Source organism: Martelella sp. FOR1707, from assembly GCF_053484265.1.
Genome location: NZ_JBAKFP010000003.1, coordinates 357,027 through 378,310 on the forward strand (window position 1 = coordinate 357,027; position 21,284 = coordinate 378,310).

General features: G+C 62.3%; 20 protein-coding genes. 16 read left to right on the forward strand and 4 right to left on the reverse strand.

Annotation, left to right across the window (positions count from 1 at the left end):
* The first annotated feature begins 23 nt into the window (after positions 1-23).
* From V6765_RS09585 to V6765_RS09620, 8 genes are all read left to right on the forward strand, one after another.
* A complete protein-coding gene (locus V6765_RS09585) occupies positions 24-1,445 on the forward strand; it encodes a class II 3-deoxy-7-phosphoheptulonate synthase (RefSeq protein ID WP_448428126.1) in 1,422 nt (473 codons plus the stop codon).
* Between the two features lie 301 nt (positions 1,446-1,746).
* On the forward strand, positions 1,747-3,405 hold the full coding sequence (locus V6765_RS09590; protein ID WP_448428128.1) for an NAD+ synthase: 1,659 nt from the start codon (positions 1,747-1,749) through the stop codon (positions 3,403-3,405).
* An 8-nt stretch (positions 3,406-3,413) separates the two neighbouring features.
* A complete protein-coding gene (locus tag V6765_RS09595; protein ID WP_448428130.1) occupies positions 3,414-4,241 on the forward strand; it encodes a TolB family protein in 828 nt (275 codons plus the stop codon).
* A 90-nt stretch (positions 4,242-4,331) separates the two neighbouring features.
* Positions 4,332-5,162 (forward strand): UDP-2,3-diacylglucosamine diphosphatase, encoded by an 831-nt coding sequence (locus V6765_RS09600; RefSeq protein WP_448428132.1) that lies wholly within the window; start codon positions 4,332-4,334, stop codon positions 5,160-5,162.
* Between the two features lie 195 nt (positions 5,163-5,357).
* Complete coding sequence (locus tag V6765_RS09605; protein ID WP_448428134.1) at positions 5,358-6,515, forward strand: MlaE family lipid ABC transporter permease subunit; 1,158 nt, start codon at positions 5,358-5,360, stop codon at positions 6,513-6,515.
* 9 nt (positions 6,516-6,524) lie between these two features.
* Positions 6,525-7,328: an ABC transporter ATP-binding protein gene (locus V6765_RS09610; RefSeq protein WP_448428136.1), complete on the forward strand. Its 804-nt coding sequence runs from the start codon at positions 6,525-6,527 to the stop codon at positions 7,326-7,328.
* Between the two features lie 14 nt (positions 7,329-7,342).
* Positions 7,343-8,713 (forward strand): MlaD family protein, encoded by a 1,371-nt coding sequence (locus tag V6765_RS09615; protein ID WP_448428138.1) that lies wholly within the window; start codon positions 7,343-7,345, stop codon positions 8,711-8,713.
* 179 nt (positions 8,714-8,892) lie between these two features.
* Positions 8,893-9,477 carry an ABC-type transport auxiliary lipoprotein family protein gene (locus V6765_RS09620; RefSeq protein WP_448428140.1) on the forward strand — a complete coding sequence of 195 codons (585 nt, stop codon included), beginning with the start codon at positions 8,893-8,895 and terminating at the stop codon, positions 9,475-9,477.
* Between the two features lie 319 nt (positions 9,478-9,796).
* On the opposite strand, the gene V6765_RS09625 is transcribed toward V6765_RS09620, so the two are convergent.
* The 4 genes from V6765_RS09625 to V6765_RS09640 all read right to left on the reverse strand — a co-directional run bounded on the left by V6765_RS09625 (position 9,797) and on the right by V6765_RS09640 (position 13,537).
* Complete coding sequence (locus V6765_RS09625) at positions 9,797-10,486, reverse strand: HAD family hydrolase (RefSeq protein ID WP_448428142.1); 690 nt, start codon at positions 10,484-10,486, stop codon at positions 9,797-9,799.
* A 63-nt stretch (positions 10,487-10,549) separates the two neighbouring features.
* Positions 10,550-11,455 carry an NAD-dependent epimerase/dehydratase family protein gene (locus V6765_RS09630; protein WP_448428144.1) on the reverse strand — a complete coding sequence of 302 codons (906 nt, stop codon included), beginning with the start codon at positions 11,453-11,455 and terminating at the stop codon, positions 10,550-10,552.
* A complete protein-coding gene (locus V6765_RS09635) occupies positions 11,452-12,312 on the reverse strand; it encodes a glycosyltransferase (protein ID WP_448428146.1) in 861 nt (286 codons plus the stop codon). Before V6765_RS09635 ends, V6765_RS09630 begins: the two co-directional genes overlap by 4 nt.
* A 4-nt stretch (positions 12,313-12,316) precedes the next feature.
* Complete coding sequence (locus V6765_RS09640; protein WP_448428148.1) at positions 12,317-13,537, reverse strand: NAD-dependent epimerase/dehydratase family protein; 1,221 nt, start codon at positions 13,535-13,537, stop codon at positions 12,317-12,319.
* Positions 13,538-13,718: 181 nt separating this feature from the next.
* On the opposite strand from V6765_RS09640, the gene ybgC reads away from it, so the two are divergent.
* The 8 genes from ybgC (at position 13,719) to tilS (ending at position 21,249) form a co-directional block, all read left to right on the forward strand.
* Complete coding sequence (gene ybgC, locus V6765_RS09645) at positions 13,719-14,174, forward strand: tol-pal system-associated acyl-CoA thioesterase (protein WP_448428150.1); 456 nt, start codon at positions 13,719-13,721, stop codon at positions 14,172-14,174.
* A gap of 336 nt (positions 14,175-14,510) precedes the next feature.
* Positions 14,511-15,230, forward strand: a complete 720-nt coding sequence (gene tolQ, locus V6765_RS09650; protein WP_230720889.1) for a protein TolQ — start codon at positions 14,511-14,513, stop codon at positions 15,228-15,230.
* An 18-nt stretch (positions 15,231-15,248) separates the two neighbouring features.
* The gene (tolR, locus tag V6765_RS09655) at positions 15,249-15,698 is read left to right on the forward strand and encodes a protein TolR (protein WP_448428152.1); all 450 of its coding nucleotides are present in this window, start codon (positions 15,249-15,251) and stop codon (positions 15,696-15,698) included.
* 9 nt (positions 15,699-15,707) lie between these two features.
* The gene (locus V6765_RS09660; RefSeq protein WP_448428154.1) at positions 15,708-16,826 is read left to right on the forward strand and encodes a hypothetical protein; all 1,119 of its coding nucleotides are present in this window, start codon (positions 15,708-15,710) and stop codon (positions 16,824-16,826) included.
* Between the two features lie 73 nt (positions 16,827-16,899).
* The gene (gene tolB / locus V6765_RS09665; protein WP_018063652.1) at positions 16,900-18,207 is read left to right on the forward strand and encodes a Tol-Pal system beta propeller repeat protein TolB; all 1,308 of its coding nucleotides are present in this window, start codon (positions 16,900-16,902) and stop codon (positions 18,205-18,207) included.
* Positions 18,208-18,419: 212 nt separating this feature from the next.
* Entirely contained in the window at positions 18,420-18,962 is a 543-nt protein-coding gene (gene pal, locus V6765_RS09670) for a peptidoglycan-associated lipoprotein Pal (RefSeq protein ID WP_292055077.1), read from the forward strand.
* Positions 18,963-19,102: 140 nt separating this feature from the next.
* Positions 19,103-19,915 (forward strand): tol-pal system protein YbgF, encoded by an 813-nt coding sequence (gene ybgF, locus V6765_RS09675; RefSeq protein WP_448428156.1) that lies wholly within the window; start codon positions 19,103-19,105, stop codon positions 19,913-19,915.
* 5 nt (positions 19,916-19,920) lie between these two features.
* Entirely contained in the window at positions 19,921-21,249 is a 1,329-nt protein-coding gene (tilS, locus tag V6765_RS09680) for a tRNA lysidine(34) synthetase TilS (RefSeq protein WP_448428158.1), read from the forward strand.
* Positions 21,250-21,284 lie beyond the last annotated feature (35 nt).

Below are 21,284 nucleotides of genomic sequence, written 5' to 3' on the forward strand. Positions count from 1 at the left end.
GCGCCAAAAATCGGGAGAGAGGCATGTCCGGCAAAAGGTCGGGCGAGCAAGGACAGGTGATTGAAATGAGCAGCGCGAAGAACTGGACCCCCGGAAGTTGGCGTCACAAGCCGATCCTTCAGGTGCCGGAATATCCGGACGAGGCAAAACTGGCCGAGGCCGAGGCAGCACTCGCGAGCTATCCGCCGCTGGTGTTTGCCGGCGAGGCGCGCCGTCTTAAGAAGGCGCTTGGCGAGGTGGCCGAAGGCCGCGGTTTTCTGCTCCAGGGCGGCGACTGCGCCGAAAGCTTCGCCGAACATGGCGCCGACACGATCCGCGACTTCTTCCGCGCCTTCCTGCAGATGGCCGTGGTGCTGACCTTCGGCGCGCAGCAGCCGGTGGTCAAGGTCGGCCGCATCGCCGGCCAGTTCGCCAAGCCGCGCTCCAGCCCGAACGAGACGATCAACGGGGTGACGCTGCCGAGCTATCGCGGCGACATCATCAACGGCATTGATTTCACCGAGGAAGCCCGTATTCCCGATCCGCAGCGCCAGCTGATGGCCTACCGCCAGTCGGCCGCGACACTGAACCTGCTGCGCGCCTTCTCCATGGGCGGCTACGCCAATCTGGAAAATGTCCACCAGTGGATGCTCGGCTTCGTAAAGGATAGCCCGCAGGGCGAACGCTACCAGAAGCTCGCCGACCGGCTTTCGGAAACGATGTCGTTCATGCGCGCGATCGGCATTCGCGCGGAAAACAACCACGCGCTGTCGGAGACCGATTTCTTCACCAGCCACGAGGCGCTGCTGCTCGGCTATGAAGAGGCGCTGACCCGTGTTGATTCGACCTCGGGCGACTGGTACGCGACGTCGGGCCACATGATCTGGATCGGCGACCGCACCCGCCAGGCCGACCACGCTCACATCGAATATGCCCGCGGCATCAAGAACCCGCTCGGCCTCAAATGCGGCCCTTCGCTTGCCGAGGATGACCTGCTGCGGCTGATCGATACGGTGAACCCGGAAAACGAGGCCGGTCGTCTGACGCTGATCTGCCGCTTCGGCCACGACAAGGTCGCCGACCATCTGCCGCGCCTGATCCGCGCCGTCGAGCGCGAGGGCAAGAAGGTGGTCTGGTCCTGCGACCCGATGCACGGCAACACGATCACGCTCAACTCCTACAAGACCCGGCCGTTCGAGCGGATCCTGTCGGAGGTCGAGAGCTTCTTCCAGATCCACCGCGCCGAGGGCAGCTACCCCGGCGGCATCCATATCGAGATGACCGGCAAGGACGTGACGGAATGCACCGGCGGCGCCTGGGCGCTGACCGGCGAGGACCTGCACGACCGCTACCACACCCATTGCGACCCGCGCCTCAACGCCGACCAGGCACTGGAACTCGCCTTCCTGCTCGCCGAGCGGATGAAGAACGCGTATGAGGAAAAGAAGCTCGCGATCAACGAGTGATGGCGATCGGCTTTTAAGGCGCATAGCCGCATAGCCCCCCAACAATCTCCCCCCTTGAGGGGGAGATGTCGCGAAAGCGACAGAGAGGGGTAAAGGGCGCAAGCCCTAAAAGCCGCAGTCTCTGTGCTCTCGGAGAGGTTTCACCCCTCTCTGCCCCTGTCGGGGCATCTCCCCCTCAAGGGGGGAGATTGAAGGAGAGCAACACTTCAGCTTTCTGTTTTGAGCCTCTGAACCTTTTCCGGTTTGATTTTTCCCCGAAAACATGGTGTCCATCCGTGCAGACCTGAAAGGTGGATTTGCCATGGACAGCATCACAATCGCACTCGCCCAGCTCAACCCGACGGTCGGCGATATCGCCGGCAATCTGGAGAAGTTGCGCGCGGCGCGGCGGACGGCGGCCGACAAGGGCGCGGACCTCATCATGTCGACGGAGCTGTTCATCTCCGGCTATCAGCCCGAAGACCTCGTGATGAAGCCGGCCTTCCTCGCTGCCTGCGAGAAGGCGGTTGAGGCGCTTGCGAAGGACACCGCCGATGGCGGTCCGGGCGTGATTGTCGGCTTTCCGCGACAGGGCGAGGCCGGACGGCACAACTCCGTTGCGGTGCTCGACGCTGGCCAGATCATCGCGATCCGCGACAAGGTGGACCTGCCGAACTATGGCGAATTCGACGAGAAGCGGGTCTTCGTGCCGGGCGAAATGCCGGGGCCGGTGAATTTTCGCGGGGTTCGGATCGGCATTCCGATCTGCGAGGATATCTGGGGCGAGCTTGGCGTCTGCGAGACGCTCGCCGAATCGGGCGCGGAACTGCTGCTGTCGCCCAACGGCTCGCCCTATTATCGCGGCAAGGTCGATGTCCGCCATCAGGTGGCGCTGCGCCAGGTGATCGAGACCGGCCTGCCGCTGGTCTATCTCAACACGCTCGGTGGTCAGGATGAGCTGGTCTATGACGGCGGCAGCTTCGGCTTCAATGCAGACCGCTCGCTCGCATTCCAGATGCCGCAATTTGCCGAGGAGGTCGCGCTTTCCGAATGGCGGCGCGGCGCTGATGGCTGGATAATCGAGACCGGCGAGATGGCGGCATTGCCCGTGGGCGAGGCCTCGGATTATCACGCCTGCGTGCTGGGCTTTGCCGATTACGTCAACAAGAACGGCTTCAAGAGCGTGGTGCTCGGTCTTTCCGGCGGCATTGATTCGGCGTTGTGCGCGGCGATCGCCGTCGATGCGCTGGGCGCGGAGCGGGTGCACTGCGTGATGCTGCCCTATCGCTACACCTCGGACGAGTCGCTCAAGGACGCCGCCGATTGCGCGAAAGCGCTCGGCTGCCGCTACGACATCGTCCCGATCGAGGAGCCCGTCACCGGCTTCATGTCGGCGCTTGCCGATATGTTCGAGGGCACGGAAGAGGGGATCACCGAGGAGAACCTGCAAAGCCGCACGCGCGGCACCATCCTGATGGCGATCTCCAACAAGTTCGGCGCGATGGTGGTGACCACCGGCAACAAGTCGGAAATGTCGGTCGGATACGCCACCCTTTACGGCGACATGAATGGCGGCTTCAACCCGATCAAGGATCTCTACAAGATGCAGGTCTATGGCGTTTCTGCCTGGCGCAACGGCGAGAAGCCGGAGGGCATGCTGGGGCCGGAGCGCGATGTGATCCCGCAAAACATCATCGACAAGAAGCCTTCCGCGGAGCTGCGCCCCAACCAGACCGACCAGGATTCGCTGCCGCCCTATCCGGCGCTGGACGATATTCTGGAATGCCTGGTGGAGAAGGAGATGTCGGTCGATGCGATCGTGGCGCGCGGCCATGATGTGGAAACCGTGCACCGCATCGAGCACCTGCTCTATATCGCCGAATACAAGCGCCGCCAGTCCGCGCCGGGCGTGAAGATCACCAAGAAGAATTTCGGCCGCGACCGGCGCTATCCGATCACCAACCGTTTCCGTGACAGGTAAGGCGTGCCATGCGCAGTTCGGTTGAAATCTATGATATCGCAAGCCGGCAGGCGCGCGTGGTGTTCCAGTCCGACGCACTGATCGAGGCGCCGAACTGGTCGCCGGATGGCGGCCATCTGATGGTCAACAGCGACGGCATCATGTATCGCCTGCCGCTTGGCGGACAGCCGGCGCCTGAGCGCATCGACACCGGCTTCGCTGTCCAGTGCAACAATGATCACGGCATCTCGCCCGATGGCGCGACCATCGCGATTTCCGACAAATGCGAATTCGGCAAATCGGCGATCTACACGGTTGCGGCCGCCGGCGGCACGCCGAAACTCGTGACCGAAAACCTGCCCTCCTACTGGCACGGCTGGTCGCCGGATGGCGCGCGCTTTGCCTATTGCGGCATCCGCGACGATGTCTTCGATATCTACACGATCGCGGCGGAAGGCGGCGAGGAGCTGCGGCTGACCCATGGCGAGGGCCGCAATGACGGACCGGACTACTCCTTCGACGGAGAATGGATCTATTTCAATTCCTCACGCACCGGGCTGATGCAGATCTGGCGCATGCATCCCGATGGCACGGGCCTTGAGCAGATCACCGGCGATGATTACGGCAACTGGTTTGCCCATCCATGCCCGACCAATGACCGCGTCATCCTGATCTCCTACGATCCGGACGTCTTCGACCACCCGCGCGACTGCCAGGTGCGGGTGCGGATGATGGACATGGATGGCGGCAATCTCGAAACCCTGTTCGAGCTTTTCGGCGGGCAGGGCACGATGAATTCGCCGAACTGGTCGCCCAAGGGCGATGCCTTCGCCTATGTGCGCTATCAGCCGGCTTGAATCCCCGCCAAAAACGGCATGTCATCAAGTTGAAATACGACTCTGCTTTTAACTCCTGTGACGGTAACACACGCAGGGCGGGTCGAAGGCATGGAACCCAGGCAATTCAGAACACTGTTCATTTCTGATGTTCATCTCGGCTCCAAGGCCGCGAAGGCGGATTTCCTGCTCGATTTCATGCGTCATCACGAAGCCGACACCATCGTCCTCGTGGGCGATATCATCGATGGCTGGCGGCTGAAGCGGAACTGGTACTGGCCTCAGGTCTTCAACGATGTCATCCAGAAAATGCTGCGTAAGGCCCGCAAGGGTGCGCGCATCATCTATATTCCCGGCAATCACGACGAGTTTCTGCGCAACTTCCCCGGCACCCATTTCGGCGGCGTCGAGGTCGCGGAGCGGATGATCTTCGAGGCCGGCGACGGCAAGAAGTATCTCGTCATCCATGGCGATGAATTCGATGTGGTCGTGCGCCATGCCCGCGTCGTCGCCTATCTCGGCGACTGGGCCTATGATGCGGCGATCGCCATCAACCAGGTTCTCGCCTTCTTCCGCCGCAAGCTGGGGTTGCCCTACTGGTCGTTTTCGGCCTGGGCCAAGCTGCAGGTCAAACACGCGGTCAACTTCATCGGCGAGTTCCAGCGCGTGGTGGTCGAGGAGGCGCGGCGCAACGAGGTCGATGGCGTCATCTGCGGTCATATCCATCACGCCGTGATCGAGGATATGGACGGGCTGCGGTATATCAATACCGGCGACTGGGTGGAAAGCTGCACGGCGGTGGCCGAGCATTTCGACGGCACGTTCGAACTGATCTCCTGGCAGAAGATCGAAACGGCAGAGGCTCCCGTCGCGGCCGAACCGGTCGAGGCTGATCCCGTGCCCTTGCTTCTGGCCGCCCGCGACAGGGATCACGCGGCGTAAGCTTCAGCAAACGCTTCTCCTCGCCATTGAAAAGACTTGCAATCTCCGACAGGCCGTGAAAAGCCTAGCAAATGTTATTTGCAGGGTTGCGCCATGGCCCGCGCGCCGGCTTCGAAGGTCGCGGGGCGCGCTGTCCGGTTGCCCGGATCGCGGCGTCCACCCGTTCCAAGAGCGCACGAAACTGGATAATGGCTTTTGCAGAAAGCGGATAATTCCACAGCCTCTCTCACCTTCAAGTCCGGCGAACAGCCGGCGACGCTGTCATTTGAAGGCGACTGGACCGTTCACAACGCCGCAGCGCTCTACGGCGAACTCGACGGCCTTGGCGGCAAGCTGAAAGGCGCCGGCGGCGGATCCGTTACATTCGAACTCTCCGGCGTCGGGGTTATCGACACCGCGGGTGCCTGGCTGATTCGCGAGGCCGAGGCCAAATGCGGCGAAGCCGGTCTCGACGTCGAGATGCACGGCATGACGGACCGGCTCGGCGAACTGCTCGAGGCCATTCCGGAGGAACTGCCGGAGCCGGAAAAAGCGCCGGCCAGACAACGATCGATCGTACAATACGTGCTGGAGCCGGTCGGCATTTCCGCGGTGGCTGCCGGTCGTGACATCTATACCGGCGTCGGTTTCTTCGGCGCACTTTTCGTCGGACTCGGCGAACTATTTTCGAAACGCGGCGGCGTCAACATGGCCGCGATCACCGCCCAGATCGACAATATGGGCGTGCGCGCGGTGCCGATCATCGCGCTGATGTCGTTTCTGGTCGGCGCGATCATAGCCCAGCAGGGGGCATTCCAGCTCAGCTATTTCGGCGCAGAACTGTTCGTGGTCGATCTGGTCGGCATCCTGCAGCTGCGCGAGATCGGCGTGCTGTTGACCGCGATCATGATCGCCGGCCGCTCGGGCAGCGCGATCACCGCCGAAATTGGCGCCATGCGCATGCGCGAGGAAATCGATGCGCTCAGGGTCATGGGGTTCGATCCGATCGCGGTGCTGGTCTTTCCGCGCATGCTGGCGCTGCTCATCGCCCTGCCGCTGCTCACGATTCTGGCCAATTTTGCCGCACTCGTCGGCGCCGCGGTGGTGGTCGATCTCTATGCCGGCATCACCTATGAAACCTTCCTGCAGCGGCTGCAGGAGGCGATCGACCTACCCGACCTGATTTCCGGTCTGGCCAAGGCCCCGGTGATGGCCGTGATCATTTCGATCGTTGCCGCGCTTGAGGGCATGAAGGTCGGCGGAAGTGCGGAATCGCTCGGCCACAAGGTCACGGCTTCCGTGGTCAAGTCGATCTTCGTCGTCATTCTCGCCGACGGCATCTTCGCGATCTTCTACGCCGCGATCGATTACTGAGGAGCCGAGGTGGATATCGAACAGCAACCGCAGGGCGACAAGGACAGGGTGCTCAGTGTGCGCGACCTCACTGTGGGGTTCGGCGGGCCGACCGTCCTCGAAAACCTGGACCTCGATGTCTATCGCGGCGAAATCCTCGGTTTCGTCGGTGGATCGGGCACGGGCAAATCCGTGCTGATGCGCACCGTCTTGCGGCTTAATCAGCGGCAGGCGGGAACGATCAATATTTTCGGCAAGGATTTCGACGAGCTGAGCTACGAGGAGCGGCTGGCGATCGACATGCGCATCGGCGTGCTGTTCCAGCACGGCGCGCTGTTTTCGGGCCTGACCGTGCTTGAGAATGTGCAGGTGCCGATGCGCGAATATCTCGATCTGCCCAAGAAGCTGATGGATGACCTGGCGCGGCTGAAGATCGAAATGGTCGGGTTGAGGCCGGAGGCGGCCGAACGCTACCCTTCCGAGCTTTCGGGCGGAATGATCAAGCGCGCCGCCCTTGCCCGCGCGCTGGCGCTCGATCCGGACCTCGTCTTTCTGGACGAGCCGACATCGGGCCTCGATCCGATCGGCGCGGCGGAGTTCGACGAGCTGATCGCCCGGCTGCGTGACACTTTGGGCCTGACGGTCTATATGGTGACCCATGACCTCGACAGCCTGCACGCCGTTTGCGACAGGATCGCGGTGCTGGGCAAGAAGAGAGTTCTTGTCGAGGGAACGCTGGACAAGCTCCTCGACTTTGACGACCCCTGGGTTCAGAACTATTTCAGGGGCAAACGATCCCGCGCCATTTTCGGCGCCGGCCAGAATAGCCAATAGCGCGGACGGGCAATATGGAAACCAAAGCAAATTATACCGTTGTCGGCTTCTTCGTCTTGCTGGTGCTGGCCGCCGGGGCCGGGTTTATCTTCTGGATGCAGGAATATGGTCGCCAGGGCCCCGTCGCCGACCTTATCGTGCGCATTCCCGGCTCCGCCAACGGTCTCAGCGTCGGTTCCGCTGTGCGCTTCAACGGCATCCAGGTGGGCTCGATCAAGTCGCTGGAGATCGATCCCGCCGACTCCCGCTACACCATGGCGCGGACCCAGGTGAAGGCGACCACGCCGGTCTACAAGAGCACCAATGCCAAGCTGGAACTCCAGGGCCTGACCGGCACGGGCTATATCGAACTTTCGGCCAATGGCGAGCAGGGGGACAATATCCTGCAGGAATCGCTTCGCACGGACGAGCCGGCGGAGCTGACCGCCGACAAATCGGGCCTCTCCAACCTGCTGACCACTGCAGACCGGATCATGAAGCGTCTCGACGACACCGTCGGCCAGGTGCAGACACTGGTGGATGATGTCAGCACGCCGCTGACCCAGACGGTCAAGAACGTCGACACATTCACCGGCGCGCTGGCCGACAATTCCGACCAGATCGGGGAGTTCCTCGAATCCATCGGCAGGATGTCCGATACCGTCGACGGGCTCGCCGGACGCCTCGACAAGACGGTGGCCTCGCTTGACGTGCTGATCAAGGCGGTCAATCCGGAGGAGGTCGGCAAGATCGTCAACAACGCCGAGACGATCACGTCCAACGTTGCCGTTGCCTCGAAGAACCTGGATGAGGTCATTACGCAATTCGGCGACGCAATCGAAAGCTACGCCACGTTCGGGAAAACGGCGCAGGATGTCTTCAAGCAGGTCGATGCGATCGTCACAACGATCGATCCTGAAAAGGTCGGCAGCTCGATCGATGATTTCTCGGTTGTCATGGCGGATGCCAAGTCCGCGGTCGCTTCCGTCAAGGATGTCGCGGACTCGATCAATGCCAAGACCCAGAGCATCGACACCGCGATCGAGAACGTCTCCAACATGTCGATCAAGCTTAACCAGGCGTCCACGCGGGTGAACGAAATCCTGGTGAAGGTCGACGACCTGCTCGGTTCCGACAACGTCGAATCGCTGTCGGATCAGGCACGCGATACGCTTGTCGCGGTGAAGCAGGCGGCCGAGACCCTGAATGCCCGGATCGGGCCGATCGCGGCGAATATCGAGAACTTCTCGGGCTCCGGCCTCAGGGATGTGCGCGGTCTCGTCAGCGATACCCGCCGCACGGTTGACAATCTGAACCGCACGATCGAGTCGATCAGCAACGACCCGCAGCAATTCATCTTCGGGTCCGACAGCGTGAAGACCTATGACGGGCGCAAGCGTTACTAAGCGCCCGGCGAGCAGCGCGGGCGGATGCGGGCTATGGTTGCAATCCGGCAAGCCACTGAAAAAACAAATATGTCAGGTCTTTGCAATCGCCAGCGTATGCCTTAATTCTGACAGATACCAATTCGGCAAGCCCGGGGAAGTTTGGATAGATGCTTTTTGCCGCGATCGATAAAACCGGAGTGAGACCGCTTCTCGCGCTCGGTCTGCTGGCGGCAGGGCTGAGCGGCTGCGCGTTGCGCCCGGCGCCCGACACCTTCGATCTGTCCGCACAGCCCATGGTGACCTTCGAGAGCCAGAAGGCGCTGCGCTCCCAGCTTCTGGTGCCGACGCCGTCCGCAATCCAGGTGCTCAACAATCGCGGCATCGTCGTGCGTCTCGGCGGCGCGGAACTGCGTTATCTCGCAGGCGCCCAGTGGAGCGACCAGCTTCCCGTGGTAATCCAAGCGCAGCTTGTGGCAGGCCTTGAGAACACCGGCCTGTTTGCCGGCGTCGGCATGCCGGGGCAGGGGCTTGCGATCGACTATCAGGTCGTGGTTGAGGTGCGCGAATTCGCGATCAACGCCGCGGGACCGGGCTCCGCCAATGTCGAGCTCTCGGTCAAGCTGCTGGATGACCGAACCGGCGTGGTGCGGGCGCAGAGGCTGTTCACGGCAAGCGTGCCCGTCAGTTCCAGCGCAGCCAGCGGCGTTCTCGTGGCCGCGCTCGACGATGCCTTTTCCAAGGTACAATCCGAAATCGTAAGCTGGATCGCCGCCACGCTTTGAGCCGGCGATGCTGCGGTTAGGTTATCTGGCAGGCGTGGTTAAATGCACTTGCCGCCGGGTTTTGAGTGAGGCGTTGGCAACCCCAATCTCTCCCCTTGAGGGAGAGATGCCCCGACAGGGGCAGAGAGGGGTGAACCCTTTCGATAGGTTCGGAGCTTGCGGCTTCTAGGGCCTACCCCCTTTACCCCTCTCTGTCGCTTTCGCGACATCTCCCCCTCAAGGGGGGAGATTGTGGCTGAGAGGTCCAGAGGATCCGATAATCCGCGAGCGCCTGAGCTTCCTTAAAAAACGCACTCAGCCGCGTTCACCACGAGCGCGCTCAGATCGCGTCGGTCCATTCCAGCAGTGCGGTTGCCACGGCAGGTAGGTCCTGCATGCGGTGGATCACCGTTTCGGCGCCGGCTTCGGTCAGCTTGTCCGCGTGGGTCGGCGTGGTGTGCGAGGCGCCGGTGAAGCCGACGACGCGCATGCCGGCGGCTTTGGCGGCGGTGACGCCATGCACAGAATCCTCGATCACCAGCGTGTTCTTCGGGTTCGCGCCCATTTTCTCCGCGCCATGGAGGAAGATGTCGGGCTTCGGCTTCACCCGGTCGGGGCCGAGGGTTTCGGCGGAAAAGATATTGGGCTCGAAGATATCGAGCTGTCCGGTCTTCCTCAGCATCATGCGGACGCGTTCCGGCGTTGAGTTGGAGCAGATGCAGCGCGGCTCGGAAAGCTGGGCGACGGCCTCGCGCACGCCGGGGATTGGCTGCAGTTCCCGCTTGATCCGCTCATCGAGCTTGACGATTGCCAGGTCGAGAAGGGCGGCGGACAGCGGAATATTGGCTTCGCTTTCGACCGCCAGCAGAATGTTGCGCCAGGTCATGCCGGAAAAGCGCTCGCCGATCTCGCCGGCGGTGATCGGATAACCGGCATCGCTCAGAAGCCGCGCCTCGACTTCGGCAGCAAGAATTTCGGAATCGACCAGAACGCCGTCGCAGTCGAAGATGATGAGGTCGTAACGGGCCATTTGGGAATCCTGTAAAAAAGAGCGGGCGCGCCGCACATAAACCTGTTCGCGCCTGAGATCAAATCACCCTTCGTTGCGGGCTTCGATAAAACGCGTCACAAGTGTCTGAAGCGTGGCGGAAAGGAGCGGCATTCCGCCGCTGCGCCAGCCGAGCGCGTTGAGCCGCGTCGTCGTCATGGCGCTGACCGCGCTCTGGTCGGCGCGCGGCGGCAGGGGATGGGCGGATTGCAGCGCCGCCTTCAGCGGCGCGAGGATGGTATGGGTGTCGGTGACGATGTCGGACACATGGAAGGCCTTGCCGGAAATCTTCGGGATCGGCGCGTCGAGCAGTGTCAGGATCGCGCCGGCGAGATCGCGGCCGTGAACCTCGCTGCCCGCGCGGGCGGCGATCTCCTCGCCGCTGGCATAGCGCTCAAACAGATCTTCCCATTTGTTCGGCATAAGGTCGCCGTAAACGCCGGTGGCGCGGAGGCTGACGGGGATGAAGCCAGGGCGGGCGAGGGCGGAAAGCACCTGCTCAACGTCCCATTTCGCCTTGCCGTAGAGGCTTTGCGGCTGGGGCGGTTTGGTTTCCGGCAGCGGCGTGCCGGGCGGATAGCCGTCAAACACCGCGCGGCTCGACAGGAAAAAGGCATGCTTGACGCCGGCGCGGCATGCCGCCTCGAAAAGCGCGATGCTGCCTTCGACATTGGCTTTCAGAAAGCCCGCCGGATCGTCGCCTTCGCCGCCGCGATAGCGCCCGGGCGCGTGGGAGAAGGCTGCGTGGATGAAGACGTCGATGCCTGTGAAAAAGTCCTCGGAGACCGCTCCGCCGAGTTCCAGCGGCATGAACCTCACCGGCGCGGCGAACAGGTCCGGCGCCGGCGCGTTTCTGCCGGCCACGGTCACATCATGGCCGGCCGCAAGGCACGCCTCGACGATGTAGCGCCCGACAAGGCCCGTCCCGCCGCTGACGAGAATGTGCGTCATGCCGGCTTAATCGGATTTTCGAGCGTGGCGATATCGGGAATGCCGTCGCCATCGAAATAGGCCCACCACAGGTCGATCAGCGGCTTCAACTGTTCGGCACGCGGATGGTCGTCTTCCCACGGCTTTTCGTACTGGTAGTGCAGAACGCCGATATCCGGCCAGTTCCACAGGTCCGGCATGTTGAACCAGACATATTGCAGCATGTTCATGAACACCGGCAGGCCATGCCAGTCGGGGAAGAATTGCTGCAGGAAGGTCTGGTCGGTGCGCTTCCAGAAGGCCTCCGGCTGGTCGAGCGCGGCCAGCATGGCGGCGAAGGTCTCGACGTCCGGCCGGGCGACGAACACGCCGGAATTCATCCGGTGAAAATCGGCGAGGCTTTCATAGACATTCGGCGCGGCCGAAAACTCGGGATAGAAGAACAGCTTGTCGATGTTCTTCAACACCAGCGCATCGGCATCGATGAAGATCGCCGCGTGATATTCGACAAGTTGCCAGAGCCGCAGCTTGCAGAAATTGTCGAGCGGGGTGTGGAAGCCGGGCTTGCGGCCCTTGGTGAACGGTGCCTCGCCATGGATGTTCTTGCGCGCATGGCGCTCGTTGAATTCATCCGACAGCGGTAGGTGGTCGACGCCGACGAGCCGGCAGCCGAGATCGGCGAGATGCTTGAGGCCTTCCTCCGGCGCGCCGCCGGTATGCAGCACCACGACATCGGCCGGCGTGCCGGTCAGGAAGATCGACCGCGCCAGCGCCAGGGCACCCATGGCGTAGTCGTTGTTGGTCACCAGCGTGACGAAGGCGAACGGATATTTGGCGTCCACGCTGCGGTGGACGCCGTCGTTTTCGGGATCGCTCATGGCCTTACGAGACCGACTTCAGCGACTTGCCTTCCGGATCGCGGTTGATCTTGGTCGCAATATCCTTGGTCCAGGCAGAGACGGCCGGAACGCGTTTGCGATCAACGCGATAGGCGTATTTCTTCGCAATATCGACGATCTCGCCGAGCAGGCCTTCCTTGAGCGTGGTCGGGTTGAGGCCGAGCTCGAGGAACTTGTCGTTCTTGACGATCAGGTCGTTTTCCGGCGCTTCCTTGCGCGGGTTCGGCAGCCAGGCGATCTCGACGCCGGACATGTCGGAGATCATCTTGGCCAGATCGCGCACCCGGTGGGTCTCGGTCATCTGGTTGAAGATTTCGACGCGGGCATTCTTCTCCGGCGGATTGTTGAGCGCGAGCTCGATGCAGCGCACGGAATCCTGGATGTGGATGAAAGCGCGGGTCTGGCCGCCGACGCCGTGGACGGTCAGCGGGTAGCCGATCGCGGCCTGGATCAGGAAGCGGTTCAGCACCGTGCCGTAATCGCCGTCATAATCGAAGCGGTTGATGAGCTGCTCGTGGCGCTTGGTCTGCTCCGTGTGCGTGCCCCAGACGATGCCCTGATGCAGGTCGGTGATCCGAAGCCCGTCATTCTTGGCATAGAAGGCGAACAGCAACTGATCCAGGCACTTTGTCATGTGGTAGATCGAGCCGGGGTTCGACGGGTAGAGGATTTCCTGCGAGACCTTGTCGCCGGAATTGGTGGTGATATCGACCGGCAGATAGCCTTCCGGGATCGCAGCACCCACCGTCGAATAGCCGTAGACGCCCATCGTGCCGAGATGGACGACATGGGCATCGAGGTCGATCTCGACCAGCGCGTTCAGGAGGTTGTGGGTGGCGTTGACGTTGTTGTCGACCGTGTAGTTCTTGTGGCGGTCGGTCTTCATCGAATAGGGCGCAGCGCGCTGTTCTGCGAAATGAATGATCGCGTCCGGGCGCTCCTCTGCGAGCCACTGCTTCAGGATTTCATAGTCCTTGGCCAGGTCGATGAGATGGAAGTGGATGCGGCGGCCGGTCTCGGCATGCCAGATGCGGGTGCGTTCCTGGATCGAGTCCATCGGCGTCAGCGACTGGACGCCAAGCTCGGTGTCGATCCAGCGGCGCGACAGGTTGTCAACGATGTGAACTTCGTGTCCGGCATCCGACAAATGCAGCGACGTCGGCCAACCGACAAACCCGTCTCCGCCCATAACTGCGATCTTCATTGAGCCTCTCCGATCCATTTCAGCGATTCATCTTGTGCGTTAAACGCAATCAATATGACATAAATGCAATGGTTTTTTTACGCAATCTGTCGCGGGAAGTGAAACAATCCGCCTCCGCCCCGTGTTGCGAGGCGCTATGTTTAGGCCTAGTTATGGCCAAAAATTGATGGATGAGGCGGACATGACCGAAACCGAGAACCACGGTCTCAGTGGCTGGCTGGAAAACGGAGCGCATCACCTGCGGCAGCGGGTCTATTACGAGGACACGGATTTTTCCGGCGTCGTCTACCACGCGCGCTACCTGCATTTCTTCGAACGCGGGCGCACCGATCTTCTGCGCTGCCTTGGCGTGGAGCAGCGGGCGCTGCACACGATCGATGAGGAAGGTCTCGCCTTCGCGGTTCATCACATGGATCTGAAATTCGTGCGTCCGGCGCGGATGGATGATATCCTCGAGATCACGACGAAAACCGTCAAGGCGACGGGCGCGCGCATGGTGCTGGAACAGGCAATCCACGCAAATGGGCAATTGCTGACAACGGCGACCGTGACCGTGGTGGTGATCAACAAGGCCGGGCGCGCGCGCCGCATGCCAGACGATCTGGCCGCCACGCTGCTTGAAGGTCAGTCGAAGTAAACTGGCGCAATAAGCCGAAAGCCCCCGGAAACTGGGCTTGCTAAAACATGAGTATTATGTGAAGGAATTCGCGCCGCCGCGGGAGACGTCTGGTGCGGGCAAAGCCTTGCCTTCAGGGGCTGGCGATAAAATCGTAACCGGGCGTTAACCATGTTCGGGTATTCTGCGAAAAGCGGAATTTTAAGCCGAGTTGCCTAGCTTTCACCATGATTTTCAAGGACAGGAAGCAAAGATGCGAATCCACTTAAATTCCGAGTTGAACAAACCAGCGTCTCGCAGGCGGCTCTAACCATTTTGCCCGGCTTGCCGGGCCCATCTATTCAAGGACTTCGTCATATGGAACAGCTTGGGTTGGAAGCTACGCACGCCGATGTCGGCCTTCTGGCGCTCTTCTGGCAGGCGGGATTCGTCGTCAAGATCGTGATGCTGGGGCTGATTGCCGCGTCGGTATGGACCTGGGCGATCGTGATCGAGAAGATCATCGCCTACAACAAGGAACGCCGCGCCTATAACCAGTTCGAGGATGCGTTCTGGTCGGGCACCTCGCTCGAAAAGCTTTACAGCAATCTCTCCGATCGCAAGACCAGCGGCATGGCAGCCGTGTTCGTTTCGGCAATGCGCGAATGGAAAAAATCCTTCGAGCGCGGCGCGCGTGCCCCCATGGGCCTGCAGATGCGCGTCGAAAAGGCGATGGACGTCGCCATCCAGCGCGAATCCGAAAAGCTCGAGGCCCGCCTCGGCTTTCTGGCAAGCGTCGGTTCCGCAGCGCCCTTCATCGGTCTTTTCGGTACCGTTGTCGGCATCATGACCTCGTTCCAGGCGATCGCCGGATCGAAATCGACCAATCTTGCCGTTGTCGCGCCTGGTATCGCCGAGGCGCTGCTGGCAACGGCCATCGGCCTTGTCGCGGCTATTCCGGCCGTTGTCGCCTACAACAAGTTCTCCGCCGATTCCGGCAAGCTTGAAGGCCGCATGGAAGGCTTTGCCGACGAGTTCTCATCCATCCTGTCGCGTCAGATCGACGAAAAGCTGCAGTCGCGTCCGGCTGCCGAATAGCGAGGGGAGAACCAACCAATGGCAATGTCCATAGGATCAGGCGGAAGGGCCGGAGGCCGAGGCCGCAGGCGTGGCAAGCGCGCGCCCGTCAGCGAAATCAACGTCACGCCGCTGGTCGACGTCATGCTGGTGCTGTTGATCATCTTCATGGTCGCGGCCCCGATGATGACGGTCGGCGTGCCGATCGACCTGCCGGAAACCCAGGCGCAGGCGATGAATTCGGATACCCAGCCGATCACGATCTCGGTCAATCCGGAAGGCCAGATTTTCCTGCAGGAAACCGAGATCCCGATCGATGAGGTCGTGCCGAAGCTCGAGGCGATCGCCACCACCGGCTACAATGAGCGCATCTATGTGCGCGGCGACGCCAATGCCGATTACGGCACGGTCATGAAGGTGATGGCCCGCATTTCCGCCGCAGGCTTCAAGAATATCGGTCTTGTAACCCTGCAGGAACAGGATAGCTGATCTTAGCCCATGAAGCGCAGCCTTGCCATTTCATTCCTGTTGCACTGTCTGGTCCTCGGCTGGGCAGTGTTTGTGCTTGGCGCGCCTTCATCGCTTGAGGTGGCCGATGTCGAAGCGCTGCCGGTGACGCTGATACCGGTGGAAGACATTACCCAGGTGCAGGAAGGCGACAAGACGGCGGAGCTTGCCGATATCGCCGCCCCCGTGCCGACAAGGCGGCCGCAGGAGGTTGCCGAGGCCCAGAATGTCGGCGAAAACGATATCGACCTCGAAACCGACACCAACGCGACGCCGGACGATATCGCGCAGGAACAGGCCGCGGTGCCGACGCCGGCCGCCGAGCCGACGCCGGAACCCGCGCCCGTCGAGGAGCCCGCTTCCGAGCCTCCGCCGCCGACGCCGCAACCGGCCGAACGGCCCGAGCCCGCGCCTGCGCCAGAGCCCACCCCCGCACCGGAGCCAACGCCCGCGCCGACCCCGGAGCCGACGCCTGCGCCTGAACCCGCGCCGGCCCCCGAGCCTACGCCGGAGCCTGAAGCCAGCGAGCCGGCCGCCGAGACGCCGCCGGAACCGGAGCTCGCCTTCCCCGACCAGGCGCCGCTTCCGACCCGGAGGCCGCCGGAGCCGGTGCTGCGCGAAACCCGCACAGCCGAGGCGCCGCGGACCGACAGCCAAACGACGGCGTCCACGACGGCCGAGGAAGACGATTTCAACGTCGATGAGATCGCAGCGCTTCTCAACCGCACGGAAGCCACCGGCGGCGGCGCGCAGCGTTCCGAGGCGCCAGCGGCCGCGGGCGCGACCCGCACAACCGGCGGCTCGACGCTCAGCCAGAGCGAGCTTGACGCGCTGCGCGGGCAAATCCAGCGCAACTGGTCCATCCTCGCTGGCCTTGACGGCGCCGACGATGTGCGCATACGCATCCAGATGAAACTCGATCCCTCCGGGGCGATCGTGGGCGCGCCCGAGGTGACTGCCACCGGCGGCAGCGAGAGCGCGCGGCGGATTCTCGCCGGGGGCGCACGGCGCGCGGTGCTGAAGGCCTCGCCCTTCAGCGGGCTCCCGCGGGAAAAATATGACGCCTGGAGCGAGGTCATCGTGAACTTTGACCCGAGTCAGATGCTTTAACACTTCATTCGGTGCCGCCTGAGGGCGATCCCCGGCGAACCGGAGCAATCAACGCTGAAAGGCCAGTCCTGTCATGCTTAAAAATTGTCTCGTATTTCTCTCCGTCGCGTGGGCTGGCATCGCCGTCCTGTTCGTGACGCCTGCCAACGCTCTGGTGGAAATCGATATCTCCAGCGGCAATGTGCAGCCGCTGCCGATCGCGATCACCAACTTCATGTCCGATGATGGTCTCGGCGCCGACATTTCCGGTGTCATCGCCGCCGATCTTAAGCGTTCCGGGCTGTTCAAGCCGGTCGACAGTTCCGCGTTCATCGAGCAGATCAGCAATCCCGACCAGACCCCGCGTTTCGAAGACTGGCAGGTCATCAACGCCGAGGCGCTGGTGGTCGGCCGCGTCACCCGCGAGCCCGATGGCAGGCTGCGATCCGAATTCCGGCTGTGGGACACCTATGCCGGCCAGCAGATCATTGGCCAGCAGTTCTTCACCCAGCCCGACAATTGGCGGCGCGTCGCCCATATCATCGCCGATTCGATCTACCAGGCGCTGACCGGCGAGCAGGGCTATTTCGACAGCCGCATCGTTTTCGTCTCCGAAAGCGGGCCGAAGACCGACCGCAAGCGTCGCCTCGCGATCATGGATCAGGACGGCTTCAACGTCCGCATGCTGACGGACGGACAGTATATGGTCCTCACCCCCCGGTTCTCGCCGAACCGGCAGGAGGTCACCTACATGTCCTATGAAAACGACCAGCCGCGCGTCTATCTGCTTCAGCTAGAGACCGGGCAGCGCGAGGTGGTCGGCAACTTCCCCGGCATGACGTTTGCGCCGCGGTTCTCGCCGGACGGTCAGCGCATCATCATGAGCCTGCAGCAGGACGGCAATGCCAATATCTACACGATGGACCTGCGCACCCGCTCGACCACGCGGCTGACGAATACCGGCGCGATCGACACCTCGCCGTCCTATTCCCCGGACGGTAACCGGATCGTGTTCGAAAGCGATCGCGGCGGACGTCAGCAGCTCTACGTCATGAATGCCGACGGCTCCAACCAGCAGCGGATATCCTTCGGCGATGGCAGCTATTCGACGCCGGTCTGGTCGCCGCGCGGAGACCTGATCGCGTTCACCAAACAGTCCGGCGGCAAGTTCTCGATCGGGGTGATGAAGCCCGACGGCAGCGGCGAGCGCATTCTGACTACCGGCTTCCACAATGAGGGGCCGACATGGTCTCCGAACGGCCGGGTGCTGATGTTCTTCCGCCAGAATGCCGGCGAGGGCGGCCCGCACCTTTATTCGATCGACCTGACGGGTTACAATGAACAGCGTATCCAGACGCCGGATTTCGCATCCGACCCGGCCTGGTCGCCGCTGCTGGAGTAGGGCGTGAGGGGCAAAGGTCGCCCGCGCCGCAAATGCGGGCTTGCCTTTGACGTTTCCTTAACCATTTCCGTTGAGGGGACGTTAACAGTGATTTGCTAGCTCTTTGCGGCAAGGTCGGCGGTCTGCGTACCGTCCATAGTTTTGAGTTGTTTTTCCGCGTTATCGACCGGGCATCCGGTCCATGTTTTGAACGCTTCTTAAGGAGAGCGGTAATGAGCCGAGCCACGTTTGGGGTTGAAGGCAATGCGAACAAATTCAGGGTAAAGCCCGCCATGGTCGCGCTTTGCGCGGTTCTTGCGCTGGCCGGCTGCGCCAAGGACAACAAGAACAACCTGCCTGGCAACGGCATGGCCGGCGGCGCCGGCGCATCCTCGGGCATCGCTTCCCCGGGCAGCGTTCAGGACTTCGATCTGAATGTCGGCGACACGGTCTATTTCGAAACCGATTCGGCATCGATCACCCCGATCGCGGCCCAGACGCTCGACAAGCAGGCCCAGTGGCTGCAGCGTTACCAGAACTACGCGATCCGCATCGAAGGCCATGCCGATGAGCGCGGCACACGCGAATACAACCTCGCGCTCGGCGCCCGCCGCGCCACGGCCACCAAGAATTACCTCGTGTCGCGCGGCATCCCGGCCAATCGCCTTTCGACGATTTCCTACGGCAAGGAACGCCCGGTCGCCGTCTGCGACAACATTTCCTGCTGGTCGCAGAACCGCCGCACCGTCACCGTGCTGACGGGCGCGGGAAGCTGATCGATCCGAAAGCAGACTTGAAAAACCGGCCTCGCGCCGGTTTTTTTATGTCCGCCGTGCAACAATGCGCGTTTTGATCTAAATATGGCCAGAAACACAGTGTGCGAAGGTTTGAGGCAAAAGGTTTGGGACATGCGATGATGAAAAAAGCGATGATTTGTCTTCTGGCCGGCTCGGCGATGCTGGGAGGAAGCGCCAATGCTGCGGTCTTTCCCGCATTCGGCAAGGCGGCCGGACAGCACACGCAGGTGGTGCAGGTGCAGGCCACGGATCCGTCCCTCAGGATCCAGCAGCTTGAGGAGCAGGTGCGCAACCTGACGGGCCAGGTCGAGGATCTCGGCTTTCAGATGCTGCAGATGGAAGAAAAGATCCGCAAGATGCAGGAGGATATGGAGTTCCGTCTGCAGGATCTTGAAAGCGGCATGGCGACGCCGCCGTCTGGCGGCACTGGCAATGCCGCCGACATTGGCGATGACGCGACGGCCACGATGGATGCGCCGCCTCCGAACCCGGAACCGTCGGCGACCGCCGATGTGCCGGCCGATCTGCCGGAAGCGGCCGAAGGCGGCGGGTCCGATGCCGATTTCTACAAGCTCGCCTATGATCTCATTCTCTCCGGCGATTACCAGCAGGCCGAGGAGGCTTTCGGCGAGTTCGTGCTGAGCTATCCCGACAGCCCACTCATTCCCGATGCCAGCTTCTGGCTCGGGGAATCGATGCTGGCGCAGCAGAAATACAACGAAGCCGCCAAGACATTCCTGAACGCATACAAGGCCTATGGCGATTCCGCCAAGGCGCCGGAAATGCTGCTGAAGCTCGGCCAGTCGCTCGCCGGAATGGACAACAAGGACGCCGCCTGCGCGACCTTCGCCGAAGTGCCGACGCGTTATCCGAACGCCGCCCAGGCCGTGCTGACCAAAGCCCAGGCCGAGATCAAGGCCAATGGATGCTGACCCTGGTGTCAGCCGGATCAGATGAGTTTTCCAGAGGGCGACCCGCCCTCGATGCCGCCCGCAGCTTTGTAAGTCGTCTCAAGCCTGACTGTCATGTTCTGGTCGCGGTATCGGGCGGCAGCGATTCGCTCGGGCTGCTGGTCGCGCTTGTCGAAGCCGCCGACCAACTTTCCCGCCGCGACATCCGCATTTCGGCCGCCACGGTCGATCACGGCCTGCGCGCGCAATCGGCCGATGAAGCGGCAACGGTCGCGCGCTTCTGCGCCTCTCGGATGATCGGACATGAAACGCTTCCCTGGCGCGGCGAAAAGCCGGCGACGGGGGTTTTGGCCGCTGCCCGCGATGCCCGCTACCGCCTGCTCGCCGACCACGCCGCCCGGATCGGCGCGGATGTTATCGCGGTGGCCCACACGCTCGACGATCAAGCCGAGACCTTAGAGATGCGCAAGGCTCGCAACCCCGACCCGCCGGTTTCCGGCATGGCGGCGGAAACGCTTTTGATGGGACACGCCTGGGTGGCGCGTCCATTTCTGTCCGTTTCCCGCCGGGCGATCCGTGACCTGCTGGTCGCGCGTGGGATTGCGTGGATCGATGATCCCTCCAATGACAACGCCCGCTATGAACGCGTTCGGGTGCGGCAATCTCTGGAAGGCGCGATCGCGGCGCCGGGCGCTGAGGCTGCCATGGCCGGACATATGCGCGCCCGTCTCTCTGAAGCTGCGGCCAGCCTTTTCGAAGCCTGCGCGCGCATTCATGACGCTACGGTGGCCGAGGTCGATGCGGAGCCTCTCTTGCGCAATCGGGAGGCCGCCCGCTACCTGCTGAATGTGCTGACGGCAATTATCGGCGGCGAAACCCACGGGCCGGGGAAGGCCGCCCTTGCCGATATTGTGGCGATGGCCGAAGCGCCGCATGGCGCGCGCATGACGGCCGGTGGTTGCCTGTTCGAACGCAACAGGGAAAGCCTGTTCATCCTGCGCGAACGGCGCAACCTCAACCTTCTGGAGGTGGCCGCGCGGGCAGCAGCGGTTTGGGACGGGCGGTGGCGGATTGAAAACCGCTCCGGCGCAGTGGCGGCGATCTGCCCGGCTGGCATTGATGGCGAGCCGGGCGAGGCCTTCGCTGCGCTTCCCCCCCGCCTGTCGAAGCTTGCGCGTTCGACCATGCCTTCCGCAGGGGAGGACGCATTTCCGGATGGGGTCGCGATCAGCCGCATCCTGTCGCCCTATCAGCGCTATCTGCCCGGTTTCGATCTTGCGCTGGCCAACCGGCTGGCGGTGGCCTTCGGGGTTTCGCCTTTCCCCGCGCCGGGCTATTTCGTCGCGGAAGATTAAACTTGGGATGCGCTTGTCTTGGCAAGACATGGCGT